Origin of the sequence: Williamsia muralis, from assembly GCF_051487485.1 — a bacterium.
Lineage (GTDB): Bacteria > Actinomycetota > Actinomycetes > Mycobacteriales > Mycobacteriaceae > Williamsia > Williamsia muralis_B.
The window spans coordinates 25,620-38,005 of sequence record NZ_JAHVCV010000001.1; the positions used below are offsets into that span (position 1 = coordinate 25,620).

The following is a 12,386-nucleotide window of genomic DNA, read 5'->3' on the forward strand; positions in this document are numbered from 1 at the left end:
GCCGTGACGGTTGTTGCGCTGGTCCTGTTGTCAGCGCAACAAACCGGGGCGACGTGGCGCGATCAGGAGCAAACGGCGGGCGCCACCGTCACTTCAGGCGAGCTGAAAATCCTGGCCGGCGGGTCGGGTAGCTATCTCTGGAGCGACTTCGGCGGCACTGCGCTCTTGCAGAATTCGGTGGTTCAAAAGCCATTGACCGTCTCGGTCGTGGGTACCGCGAAGCTGAAGGTGAGTTATCGACTCCAGTCGATGACAGCGACGTCTACCGATCTGCCGCTGGGGTTTTCGGCGTCGATTGTCGGCAGCACCGCCGGATGCCCTCCTACGGGCGCTCCCACAGGCGTGGTGGCCGGGCCGTGGACGAGTTTTCCTGCTCCTACCGTTGCCCGGCCCGTGACCGTCAACACCTCGGAAGTGTGGTGCCTGCGCGCCACGGTTGACGCCAATGCAGGGCAGAACAAGACAACCAAAGTGACACTGACTTTCCGGGCGGATCAACAGCCATGAACGACATCGACTCCGCCTCGGCTGACGAGCACACCGGGCCCTGGTGGTGGATTCGAACGACGGCGAGTTGGGCCTTGCTGCTTGCCATGCTCGCGGTGCTGGTCGTGACAATTCTCATCCCTGCGGTCGCCGGCGCAGAGCGATTCACAGTGCTGACCGGTTCGATGCGGCCAACGTATCCACCGGGGAGCCTGATCGTGGTGAAACCCGTTGAAAAAGAGGAGCTGCGCATCGGGCTTCCAATCACTTACCAGTTAGAAACCGGCAAGTCGGCGGTGGTCACGCACAGGATCGTTGCCACCTCACAGAACGCGATGGGCCAACGTTCGTACACCACGCAGGGTGACGCCAACGACGCACCGGATTCGAAACCTGTTATCGCCGAACAAGTTCGGGGCGAAGTATGGTACAGCGTCCCCTACCTCGGTTATGTGAACACCTGGCTCACCGGCCAGCAACGCGCTTGGATAATCGGCGGACTGGTGATCGGACTGTTCTCCTACGCGGGCCTCTTGACCGTCGGCAGCATTCGGGATGGGCGACGAACTCGACGCGAGAAGGCGGAGATGGAGATGGGGGCGGAGGAGACTCATAATGCTGTCCACTGACTCGGCCTCGACCCGGCTCTGGAAGAAGTTCGTTGGGCCCCTCGGCACTCGGGTACGCGCCATCCTGGCCCTCGGCATTGTCCTGGGCCTGGGAGCCGTTGGCACGCTTGCCCTCTGGAGCAACTCCGCGGTGACCACGTCGGGAGACTTCCGCACGGGCGTGGTGGATCTGCGGGTCAACGGGTCGAAGACGTACGTGTTCAGCGCTACAACAACGCCTTTCACCATGACCAACATGCTCCCGGGTGAGAGCAGGGCAGCAACTCTGCAGGTACAGAACACGCTGTCCACAATTCCCGTCACCTACACCATGGCAGCGACCACCCCAGCGGGGAGCCCCACGCTCGCCAACCATCTCCGCATGACCGTGACCGGCAGCGCCTCCCCCACAAACACAACGTCAGGCGGTCTCGCCACCGGCAGTTGTGGCGGTACTCAACTCGGTTCAGCGACGCTCAGTGCGACCACGTCGGTGCCGGTCATCACGGCGCCGCGGCCGCTTGCCGCAGCAACCGCAACCGGCAGTGTGCAAGACCTCTGTATCGTTGTTTCACTCGCAGCGAATACTCCACTGAGCGAGCAGAGCCGGACAGTTTCTGCAATCATCCTGACGTTCTCAGCGACCACTTCATGAGCGAGATCACTGGCATCGAGCCCGCGCGAACCAACCGAGCGCGCATTGCGCGCGAGATTGCACTGACCCTTGGCGCGGTGATCGGGCTGGTGTGCATCCTCGTCGCAGCCGCAGCCCTCCTATTCGGCATCACTCCGTTGATAGTGCGCTCCGGGTCGATGGAACCGACCATCCCCACCGGCGCGCTCGCCATCGCGAAAGACCTGCCTGCCAACGACATCAAACCCGGCGACGTCATCAGTGTGGACAATCAGCAAGGCATCCGGATCACCCACCGTGTCGTGTCGGTCGACTCGGTGTCAGGGGATGCCGCGGCAGTCACGCTCAAAGGTGACGCCAACGGAATACCCGACGCTCAGCCCTACGTGATCACCTCCGCCAAGCGGGTGGCCTTTCATGTCGACGGCCTCGGCTATGCCATCGCCTGGCTGAACACCTCCGCTGCCATGGCCGTCGGCGCGCTGATCGTTGCCGCCCTGGTCTGGATCACGATCTTTCCCACCGGCCGCCGCCGGTCACTTGAGAAGGACGACACAGGTAAGCCCAAACATGCAGCAGGCGTGGCGCCCTCGCTCGTCCTCATCGCGATGACCGTCACTGCGATGATCGGCATCGGACACGTTCACGGGACCGCAGCGGTGTACACCAGTTCGGCCACCGCAACCACCGGATCGTTCGCGTCCAGGGCCGACTTCGTGCCACGCATCAACACCCACGTCGTCGGACTCAGCTACACCACCTGCGCCACCAGCGGCCCCACAAATGCGCGCGTGGTCACGCTCAACTGGAAGCACATCGGCCCCCCGTACCAGTACCGCATCATCCTGCGAGACCTCCAAGGCAACGTCTGGCGCACCATCGACGTGGTTCCTCCCGCCGGGAGCGTCGCCGGCTCTACGGTGTCGGCAACGTTCGGGGCAACGGGCTTTCCCGATCGCGCCGTGCAGTGGGACTATGACGCCGAGATTCACACCATGCTTCCCGGTGGCGCCGTCTCTCCGGACTGGCGTGGTGAACGCGTGTACCAGGATTCGCTCAGCATCAACCGCGAGAATCTGACGTGCCGGTTGATCGCGACCTCGGGCACCGGCAGCTACGTTCCCCCGCCGGCATCGATCAACTGCGTGACCAACGCTGTGCCGAAAACCGCCACCGTGTCCTGGCCTCACGTGGCGACCGGATACACCTACAGGCTCATCGTCCGAAATCCCACCACAGGCAACATCGCCTACACCACCAGTGTCAGTGCCACGGGCACGCCGGTCGGACAACCCGTGAGTTCCACCATCGCCTACAACAATCTCACCGCTGGAATACTCACGGGGACCGCCGCCACCGTCGAAATCCGTTCCCAGGCAATCGATGCCTCACAGTCCACCGGGTTCGTGTCGTATCAGTTGACCGTGACATCCAGTTCTACAACGGTGGCTTGTGCGGCGGCAGGGCCATCCGCACTCCGGGTGGCGCCCACCACGACAACGCCACCGCCGAGCACCACCAGCACCACAGCGGCGCCGGCCGAAAGCACCACCACGACCACCCCGCCGTCCACCACGTCACCATCGGGAACGTCGACGAGCACGACGAGCGCTGCTCCGACAACAACCACGACCGTGCCCACGACACCAGCTGAGCAGCCCCTTTCGCAGGCCTCCGACTCCACCTCCGGTAACTACTCGGCGCAGCTCATGCAAACGGCTACCGGTCCGGTTGTGTTGATCCGCGACGCATCTGGGGTGGAGGCATACCGCACCTCTGCCGCGGCCGATGACACCCTGCAGTGGGTCACCGGTTCGGACGAGCTGCGCATAACCGGGTCATCAGGAGCCTGGACCATCAGTCGCACAACCGGAGACTGGACGAAGACCCCGTATGTAGATGCCCCTGCCACCACGAGTGCAACAACGTCGCCATGAGAAGCCCTCTGGCACCACCACAACGCGGTACTGTCCGATCGTGGACTACACCGATGCACTTGTAGAACAGAACCGGCTCCTCGGCGAGGCGATCCGGGACGCCGACTTCACGCAGCCCGTGCCCACCTGCCCCGGGTGGACGATCAAGCAGTTGTTCCGGCACGTCGGACGTGGAGATCGCTGGGCGGCGCAGATCGTGGGCGAAAAACGTGACAGCCCGGCCGACCCGCGCCAGGTGCCGAACGGCAAGCCACCGGGGGATCTCGACGGTGCCATCGAGTGGTTCCACGAAGGCGTTCGAGCACTCGTCGACGCGGTCGCCGAAACCGGCCCCGACACCCCCGTGTGGACATTCACCGGGCCACAGCCCGCGTCGTGGTGGATCCGACGACGACTCCACGAATCCACGGTGCACCGCGCCGATGCCGAACTGGCACTCGGTATTCCGTACCATGAACGACCCGATGTCGCTGCCGACGGGATTTCCGAGTGGCTGGCTCTGATCGCGGCGCGACCGGCAGACCCGACGGCTCCCCTGAACGACGGGGCCACGTTGCACCTGCACGCTGCCGAGGCCGATCTCGGCTCGGCCGGTGAGTGGTTCATCCGCGGCGACGAAGGAACGGTGGTGTGGGACCACCGCCATGCGAAAGCAGACACAGCAGTGCGAGGGCAGGCAACGAACCTACTGCTGGCGATCAGCCGCCGGAAGACGGCGGAGGAAGCGGACATCGAGATCCTCGGCGACCGTCAGGTGTGGGACACCTGGCTAGAACGTACCCAGTTCTGATCGGCGTTCTGATCGGCCATCGTCATGGCAGCGTCCAGAACACCACTGTGACGAGGTAGAACACCAAAGTCCACAGCGCCATCACGCCGGCGATCACGGCGAACCCGCGCAGATTGGTCTGCTTCTTCGGCGTGTTCGGTATCGGGTACAACCAGTGACCGAGGATCTTGTTGACGTAGTACGGCATCGTGAAGAACGTCATCACAAAGCTCGACAGCAGGTTGCCGATCAAAAGCCCCAGCCACAGCGGCATCCCCAAGGGCGAGAGGGCAAGTGACAGCAGCACCACGGTGGGGTAGAGGCCTACCCAGACGGCAGTGGACATCTTCGTGTCCGACGGTATCGGCGCACGGTGACCATCTTGGTCGAACGCGAACCAGCTACCGAATGAGTTGTCGATGGTGCGCAACTCGAACTCGTTGAACTTCTTGCCCTCGTCCAGCAGGACCTGACGCTCTTTCGAGGTGAGCCACGCGTCGAGGTCGTCGGCACTGTCGAAGCGGTACAACGCCGTCCACTCGTTCTGCAGGCCCTCGATGGGCCGGAACAGTTCGGTACCGCGAAACCCCTTGAACCCGGTCTCGGCCTCGCGCATGCGGCCCTGCCATTCGAGGAAGTCGTCGATGTGTTCCGGCGATACGCGGTGTGTCACCACCACGGTGACAAGCGGATCCACCGGGGCCGCGCCACCGGTGATGACCTGTTGCGTTGCGGGGCCGTCGAAGTACTCCCGGCCCTTGTCGAGGTGTTCTTGCCGGGTGGCGCTGTTGATCCAAGCCTGTACGTGCGCAACCGAATCGAAGCGGTACACCACCACCCAGTCTGGCTGCACGTCTGTCGGTTGAGCCGTCTCGGCGGCGATGAACCCCGGATATCGGGCCGCCGCGGCGTTCATGTCGTCCTGCCAGACGGCGAACGGCCGTTCGGCTCCGGGACGTACCTTCTGTCCGATGATCACCGTCGCAGCGTTGCTCGTCGTCTTTGTTTCGGCGGTCATCGCCATCTCCTCTTGATCGGTTGCGCTTTGAGTCAGGCGGTTGTGGCCGGCTGCCGGTCGCCGATCCGGCTGAAAATGCGTTCAGGGGTCAGGGGCAACTCCCGGAAGCGCACACCGGTCGCGTCGTACAGCGCGTTGGCCAACGCCGGGGCAACGGGGTTGATACAGCATTCGGCCATGCCTTTGGAGCGCAGCGGACCGACCGAGTCCGACGAGTCCACCAACAGCAGCTCGGTGCGCGGGATGTCGGCGTAGGTGGGAATGCGGTAGTTCCGCAGGTTCGGATTGATCATGGTGCCGGTGTCGTCCACGTGATGATTCTCGGTCAACACGAACCCGATCCCCTGCGCGACACCACCTTCGACCTGACCGCGCACCTGTGCGGGGTTGATCACCACGCCGGGGTCGGCCGCGTGGACGCTGTAGAGGATGCGAATCTCACCGGTGATGCGGTGAACCGCGATCCGGAACCCGTGGGTGTTGGAGGTGACGCTGCGCGGCGATCCGTAGGCTTTGCGTGCTTCGGTGAACCGGATTCCGCGCTGCCGTCCCGCCTCGATCAACGCAGCAAGAGTCATTCGGGTCTTCCCGCACAGGACTCCGTCATCATCCATCGAACATTCCGACAGCGACGTTTGCGTATGTGCTGCAGCGAACCCGAGGATTCTGTCGCGCAGAGCGGTGGACGCCTTCAAGACCGCGTTTCCGGCGACGAACAGCCCGGCGCTGGCGAACGCCCCGGTGTCGAAGCCTGTGCGGTCGGTGTCGGACTGGACCAGACGCACACGAGAGGGAGTGGTACCGAGCTGAGTTGCGGCGATTTGCACATGAGCAGTGGACGTTCCTTCGCCGAATTCGACTGTGCCGACAGCAATCTCGTACATTCCATCGTCACCCAAGGTCGCCCAGGCGTCCGATATGTGCTCGGTTGGCGGCGCTGTCTCGTGTACCGAGCTTGCGGTGCCGGTACCGATGAGCCAATCATCCCCCGGAGGTGCGGTGCCGCGATGGCGGGCCAGCGCCGCGTCGACCAGATCGATGCATTGTCCGAGGCCGTCTTCGGTGAACTCCACATCGTCTGGACCGTCTTCCAACCCGATCAGCGCGTCGCCGGGTTTGACGATGTTGCGGCGGCGCAGCTCCAGCGGATCCATGTCCAACGCGACCGCCAGTTCGCTCATGGCCGATTCGACGGCGAATGCCGGCTGGGTCATGCCGTACCCGCGCAGCGCCCCACTGGGAACGGTGTTCGTGTAAACCGAGTACGCGTCGTATTTCTTGTTGGCGCACCGGTAGATCGCGACCGCTGCGCTGCCGGCGAACAGTGTCTCGCCGCCGTGATTGCCGTAGGCGCCGGTATTGGAGATGTTGCGCACCTCGAAGGCGGTGAGCTTTCCGTCCGCCGTCGCGCCCAGCTTGACCGTCAACCTCATCGGGTGCCTCGGCGATGCAGTGGTGAACTCTTCGGTGCGCGTGTATTCGAAACTGACCGGCCGACCGGTATCCAGGGAGGCCAGTGACACAAGGTCTTCGGCGATCACTTCCTGTTTGCCACCGAATCCACCTCCGACCCTCTTACAGAACACGCGTAGCTGATCTGGACGCAGGTCGAACAGGTGAGCAAGCTTGACCTTCGCGATCGACGGCGATTGTGAACTCGTTCGCACATTCAGTCTGCCCTCCTCCATCCACGCGATCGACCCGTGAGTCTCCAGATGCGCGTGCTGGACTCTCGGGGAGAAGTAGGTGCCCTCATGAATGACGTCTGCCTCGGCGAACCCCTTGTCGACATCGCCGACATGACCGTGGATCTCGAGCAGCACATTGTGTTCCGGGTCTTGAACGAACGGGTCATCTGACCCGTGCAGCGCCGGTGCTCCCTCGGCCATCGCTTCTTCGGGATCGAACACCGCCGGCAAGATCTCATAGTCGACCACCACCGCGCGACAGCCCTCTTCTGCCGCCGCGATGCTGTCGGCCAGCACCGCGACCACCCGCTGACCGACGAACCGGACAACATTGTCGAGAATGTAGGTGTCGTCGGGGTCGACCAGGTGGTCGGTATGGATGGCAGTGGTGAACAGTTTGCGCGGCACGTCTTCCCACGAGTACACGCGATGAACCCCGGGAACCGCGAGCGCCGCCGATTTGTCGATCGAGACGATACGCGCGTGAGCGTGCGGTGAGTGCAGCACCTTGATGTGCAGCATTCCGGCCATCGCCACATCCATCGTGTACTCGGCGTGCCCTGTCACCACCTCACGCGCCGCCGGCGCACCGACGCTGATACCCACCGCCGCTCCGGGCTTCGCTTCTTCGATCTCGGCAACGCCGTTGACCGCATCTTCGATTGCGCGATAACCGGTGCAGCGGCACAGGTTTCCCTTCAATGCACGTGGCAGGTTCGCCTTCTGCTCGTCGGTGAGCGACGCCGCCGTCATGATCATGCCGGCCGTGCAGAAACCACATTGGAATCCTGGTGCGGCACGGAAGTTCTCCTGCATCGGATGCAGTTTGTCGGGAGTTCCGAGGCCCTCGATCGTTGTCACCTCGTGCCCGTCGGCACGAAACGCCGGGGTAATGCAGCTGTGGACGGGTCGGCCGTCCAGCCAGACCGTGCATGCTCCGCAATCGCCGGCATCACAGCCCTTCTTGACACCGAAGTGGCCCAGCGATCGCATGAAGGTACGCAGACACTGACCGGCTGCCGGCTCTTGCTCGAACGAATTGCCATTCACGGTGTAGCTCACAGCGTTTCACCTGCCAGGTCGATACGGATCTCTTCGGCGAAATGCTCTGCGAGGTGCCGCCGATGAGCGGGTGTGCCATTGGGATCGTCGAACCAGACATCGTCGGCAATGGCGTCTATCGCAGCGGCCATGGTGTCCGCATCTGGAACCGTCGGGAAATGCAACTGCACCGGATGAGTGGTTCCTGCGGTGATCGTCAGCAACAGATCCGACGTCCCGGGGCTCTGCGTGGCGATCATGAAAATGGTCGAGCGGCCCATGTGGGTGAGGGTGAAGCGTCGGTGGGTATGACGCTTACGCAAAGCATGTGCGGGAATATCGATGCGACGCAACAATTCACCGGGAGCGAGCACGTTTGCGTGGTTGCCGGTCACGAAGTCGGTCGCGTCGACTATTCGCTCGGTTCCATCGGGCGACCAGACGGTGTAGCGGGCCTCGAGGGCAACCGTCAGGGTGATCATCGGTCCCGCCGGGAGCGACATCGCGATGTTGCCCCCGACCGTGGCTGAGTTCCAGACCTTGAACGAGGCCAGGAATGCCTCGCAACTCGTGGTGAACAACGACGCTGCAACCCAATCGGCAGGTGCCACATACGCGTACAGATCCCGGATGGTGCATGTCGCGCCGATCTGCAATCCGGCCTCGGAGGCCTCCAGGTTCGACCATCCCAGGGACGTGACATCCACAAGCCGGCGCAGGTCCGGCTGTTCATCTGAGAACAACCAAGTGCCACCTGCGAGCCACGCGTCGCCCTCACGCCAGTCTGCGCCGGGACGAGCAGATGGTTGTCGAACGATTTCGGTGATGGTGTTGAGATCCATGGAACTCCCCTTCCGGGGGTCGGGTGACGCACGGTCGCCGTCCGAACTGGATCCAATCGCACACCGCATCCGCGGTACACACCTCGACGTGAGCGCGAAGCGCGTCGTTCTAGTTCCTGGCGGCGCAATCGTACGTGAGCAGGCGCCCTCTCACCTGCTATGTGGACAAATTGGTCCGCCGCCCTGAACCTCCGGCAATTCTGAACCAGTTGTTGTCGCCCAGCGAAAGCGGCGTCATACGAGCAAGATTGAACGCTCAGGCACCGAAGGCTGAGGGAAATCGTCGGCGAAGTGCATCGATCTGACGGCGGACCTCGTACAGCTCGAACCGTTTGCGCGAGTGTGTCTCCGCCGACACCTTGTTGTAGGTCAGCTCGTCTTCGATCTGCGTTGCCCACAACTCGAGCTGGGCGGCGAAATACGTTGCCTGCGCCTCGTTCGAGTCCTGCTCCCACTGCCCGGAGGTCATGGCGCAAAATTGTAGCCGCTCTATAGTTCCTGTCCGACCCAGATGGGAAGCCCAGTTCACACCCGAGGAGTCATGCGAGGCGGCGGGTGCACACCTGACGGATCGCGGCGACGACAGACTGGTCGTGGCCACTGGCCTGACCAGTGTCGAGCACATCGGTGAGGCGTTCGAAGTAGTCCCGCTCCCCGAGCCCGAACTCCACCAGGATGTCGTCGGCCGACCCTCCGCCGTACGGGTACCACTGCCGGGCGAAGTCGAGCATCCGCTCCACCTCGTCCGGAGGGATGTTGCTCAGAGTGGTCATTGACCAATTATCGATCCTGCGACCGAACTTCGCATCCGAGAAAGGACCGGACCAGCCGTCTGAGAAGATCATGCGGACCAGAAAGCGAGGGGCAGTGCGTCATCGACTGTCGACGTTGATCGAAGTCCTCGACCGCCGGCAAGTGATCGTCTACGTAGCGGCCATCGGTGCCGGCAGCGTCCTCGGCCTCGTCGCACCGAGCGCCGGCGAGTCGCTGGACTGGGCCATCAACCCGGCTCTCGGCGCGCTCCTCTACGTGACGTTTCTGCAGATCCCCACCCGTGACCTCGCCCGGTCACTGCGAGACCGCCGGTTCCTTGTCGCTGTCGGACTACTGAACTTCGTCATCGTCCCGTTGGTGGTTGCGGCGATGTTCGTGTTCTTGCCGGACGACCAGGCAGTCCGGTTCGGGGTGCTGCTCGTGCTGCTCAGTCCCTGTATCGATTACGTGATCGTCTTCTCCGGGCTCGCAGGTGGCAGCGCACATCGGTTGCTGGCTGCGACCCCTCTACTGCTCTTGGCGCAGATGTTGTTGTTGCCGGTCTACCTCGCCGTGTTCCTCGGGTCGGACCTCGCCCAGATCATCGCGATACGACCTCTCGTCGAGGCTTTTGTGATCCTCATCGTGGTACCACTGCTGCTCGCGTGGGCCACCCAGACGCTGGCGGTACGTTTGCCGCTCGCGCGTCGAGTGAGTTCGGGTGCAACGGCCGCCATGGTGCCGCTGATGGTCATCGTGCTGCTCGTGGTTGTCGCGTCGCAGATACCGAAGGTGTCCGGCAGCCTCGGCGACGTCGTCGCGGTTGTGCCGTTCTACGTTCTCTTCCTGGTCGTGATGGCTTATGTGGGTCGTTGGGTGGCCTCGAGGTTCGCGTTCGACAACCCCGGTCGCCGCGCGCTGGTCTTCAGCGGCGCCACCCGCAACTCACTGGTGGTGCTCCCGCTGGCCCTCGCCCTACCGGCGGGCTACGAACTGGCAGCGGCCGTGGTGGTGACGCAGACCCTGGTCGAGGTGGTCGGCATGGTCGTCTACGTCCGCGTGATCCCGCACTTGATCCCTTCCCGCTGACATCGCCTGCGCCGATGTCCGAAACGTTCACGAGACCGTGGTCGTCCTGACCTAGCGTGGAAAGGGTGCAACTCGAACAGCAGATCCACTTCCTGACCTTCGCCACCGCCGACCTCGACGCCGCGCGGCAGTTCTATGTGAACGGCCTCGCATGGAAGCCGCTGATGGACGTGGAGAACGAGATCATCTTCTTCCAAATCGCTCCTGGCGTTGTCCTCGGGTTCTTCGACGCCGGCAAGTTCGCCGAGGACATCGGCGTGACGGCTGCCCCATCCATATCCGGCGCAACAGTGGCTCACAACGTCGGCAGTCAGGACGCTGTCCGGGCGGTCGCCGACGCCATGGTCGCGGCAGGCGCGTCCGTACTCAAACCACCACAACCGGGCGCTTTCGGTGGCATCTTCCACGCACAGGTCCGTGATCCCAACGGCCTCATCTGGGAGATCGCGCACAACCCCGGCTGGCACGTCGAGGCCGACGGAACAGTGGTCCTCGCCTGACTCGGTTCTTCGAATGCTTTTCGGTCGGCACCAGCAGGTGGCGACGTACGGTGGGATCAGCACGTGACCATCACCAGCGAGGATCGATGACCTTTCCATTCGAAGACGAAGAGCCCATCGGTGAGACCGATGAGCTCCGCAGACAAGGCGCGGTCTACGAGGCCGGCGAGCACGGGCATGAGATCAACCGCGGTCATGCTCTGGGTGGAACCGAGGGTTCCACGGACGGGCAGTAACTGACGTGGTCACCGACATCGGCGGCCGACGCCTGACCTTCTCCGAAGGGTTCGACAACCACGAGTTGGACCCGGGCGTGTGGTCCCCGCACTACTTGCCCGCCTGGAGTTCGCGGGCGCACACCGCGGCCACCTACAAGATCTCCGAATCCTGTCTACATCTGTCCATCCCACCGGAGCAGCCGCTGTGGCTGGCAGGCGAGCACCCCCCGATACGGGTGTCGGGTATCCAGTCGGGGAACGGATCCGGAGCTGTCGGCAGCACCCTGGGACAGCAACCGCCTTTCCACGGCGCCGTGGTGCGAGAGCACCAACCGGAGTTTCGCGGCTGGACGCCGACGGGCGGCTACCTGGAGATCCGGATGCGTGCCACCGTCTCACCCAGATCCATGTTCGCCTGGTGGATGGTGGGCCTCGAAGACGTTCCCGAGCGCAGCGCGGAGATCTGTGTGGCCGAGATCTTCGGTGACACCATCACCTCGTCGCCCTCTGCCGCGGTGGGTACCGGTCTGCATCCGTTTCGCGATCCGTCGGTGGTCGATGATTTCACGACAACGGTGCTGCCCATCGATGTGGGCGACTTCCATGACTACGCGGTCGAGTGGACCACCGATGCAGTCGAGTTCTACGTCGACGGCACGTTTGTACGGCGATGCGTCAATCCCCCGACCTATCCCATGCAGATGATGCTGGCCGTCTTCGACTTTCCGGAGCGGTCCAACGGGGCCGACGATGATCTGGTGCCAGAAATGGTGATCGATCATCTTCGTGGCTACGCCTGACCG

General features: G+C 63.3%; 14 protein-coding genes. 9 read left to right on the top strand and 5 right to left on the bottom strand.

Going from position 1 to position 12,386, the window contains the following annotated elements; translation table 11 throughout:
* Positions 1 to 3: 3 nt before the first annotated feature.
* The 5 genes from KXR83_RS00135 to KXR83_RS00155 are packed head-to-tail and all read left to right on the top strand — an operon-like array spanning position 4 to position 4,455.
* The gene (locus KXR83_RS00135) at positions 4 to 507 is read left to right on the top strand and encodes a hypothetical protein (protein WP_437423038.1); all 504 of its coding nucleotides are present in this window, start codon (positions 4 to 6) and stop codon (positions 505 to 507) included.
* On the top strand, positions 504 to 1,115 hold the full coding sequence (locus KXR83_RS00140) for a signal peptidase I (protein ID WP_437423039.1): 612 nt from the start codon (positions 504 to 506) through the stop codon (positions 1,113 to 1,115). Before KXR83_RS00135 ends, KXR83_RS00140 begins: the two co-directional genes overlap by 4 nt.
* A complete protein-coding gene (locus tag KXR83_RS00145) occupies positions 1,102 to 1,749 on the top strand; it encodes a SipW-dependent-type signal peptide-containing protein (protein WP_437423040.1) in 648 nt (215 codons plus the stop codon). The genes KXR83_RS00140 and KXR83_RS00145 overlap by 14 nt, the downstream gene beginning before the upstream one ends.
* Entirely contained in the window at positions 1,746 to 3,665 is a 1,920-nt protein-coding gene (locus KXR83_RS00150; RefSeq protein ID WP_437423041.1) for a signal peptidase I, read from the top strand. Before KXR83_RS00145 ends, KXR83_RS00150 begins: the two co-directional genes overlap by 4 nt.
* 40 nt (positions 3,666 to 3,705) lie before the next feature.
* Positions 3,706 to 4,455, top strand: a complete 750-nt coding sequence (locus KXR83_RS00155) for a maleylpyruvate isomerase family mycothiol-dependent enzyme (RefSeq protein WP_437423042.1) — start codon at positions 3,706 to 3,708, stop codon at positions 4,453 to 4,455.
* Between the two features lie 22 nt (positions 4,456 to 4,477).
* On the opposite strand, the gene KXR83_RS00160 is transcribed toward KXR83_RS00155, so the two are convergent.
* The 5 genes from KXR83_RS00160 to KXR83_RS00180 form a co-directional block, all read right to left on the bottom strand.
* On the bottom strand, positions 4,478 to 5,452 hold the full coding sequence (locus tag KXR83_RS00160; RefSeq protein ID WP_437423043.1) for an antibiotic biosynthesis monooxygenase: 975 nt from the start codon (positions 5,450 to 5,452) through the stop codon (positions 4,478 to 4,480).
* A 32-nt stretch (positions 5,453 to 5,484) separates the two neighbouring features.
* Entirely contained in the window at positions 5,485 to 8,202 is a 2,718-nt protein-coding gene (locus KXR83_RS00165; protein WP_437423044.1) for a molybdopterin-dependent oxidoreductase, read from the bottom strand.
* The gene (locus KXR83_RS00170; protein ID WP_437423045.1) at positions 8,199 to 9,023 is read right to left on the bottom strand and encodes an FAD binding domain-containing protein; all 825 of its coding nucleotides are present in this window, start codon (positions 9,021 to 9,023) and stop codon (positions 8,199 to 8,201) included. Before KXR83_RS00170 ends, KXR83_RS00165 begins: the two co-directional genes overlap by 4 nt.
* Before the next feature lie 256 nt (positions 9,024 to 9,279).
* Positions 9,280 to 9,492, bottom strand: a complete 213-nt coding sequence (locus tag KXR83_RS00175) for a hypothetical protein (RefSeq protein ID WP_437423046.1) — start codon at positions 9,490 to 9,492, stop codon at positions 9,280 to 9,282.
* Positions 9,493 to 9,562: 70 nt separating this feature from the next.
* Positions 9,563 to 9,796 (bottom strand): DUF3263 domain-containing protein, encoded by a 234-nt coding sequence (locus tag KXR83_RS00180; protein WP_437423047.1) that lies wholly within the window; start codon positions 9,794 to 9,796, stop codon positions 9,563 to 9,565.
* A 70-nt stretch (positions 9,797 to 9,866) separates the two neighbouring features.
* On the opposite strand from KXR83_RS00180, the gene KXR83_RS00185 reads away from it, so the two are divergent.
* The 4 genes from KXR83_RS00185 to KXR83_RS00200 all read left to right on the top strand — a co-directional run bounded on the left by KXR83_RS00185 (position 9,867) and on the right by KXR83_RS00200 (position 12,383).
* Entirely contained in the window at positions 9,867 to 10,865 is a 999-nt protein-coding gene (locus KXR83_RS00185) for an arsenic resistance protein (protein WP_437423048.1), read from the top strand.
* Between the two features lie 65 nt (positions 10,866 to 10,930).
* Entirely contained in the window at positions 10,931 to 11,365 is a 435-nt protein-coding gene (locus KXR83_RS00190; protein ID WP_437423049.1) for a VOC family protein, read from the top strand.
* Positions 11,366 to 11,451: 86 nt separating this feature from the next.
* Complete coding sequence (locus KXR83_RS00195; RefSeq protein WP_437423050.1) at positions 11,452 to 11,601, top strand: hypothetical protein; 150 nt, start codon at positions 11,452 to 11,454, stop codon at positions 11,599 to 11,601.
* Between the two features lie 5 nt (positions 11,602 to 11,606).
* Positions 11,607 to 12,383, top strand: coding sequence for a glycoside hydrolase family 16 protein (locus tag KXR83_RS00200; RefSeq protein WP_437423051.1), 777 nt, complete (start codon positions 11,607 to 11,609; stop codon positions 12,381 to 12,383).
* The last annotated feature ends 3 nt before the right edge of the window (positions 12,384 to 12,386 follow it).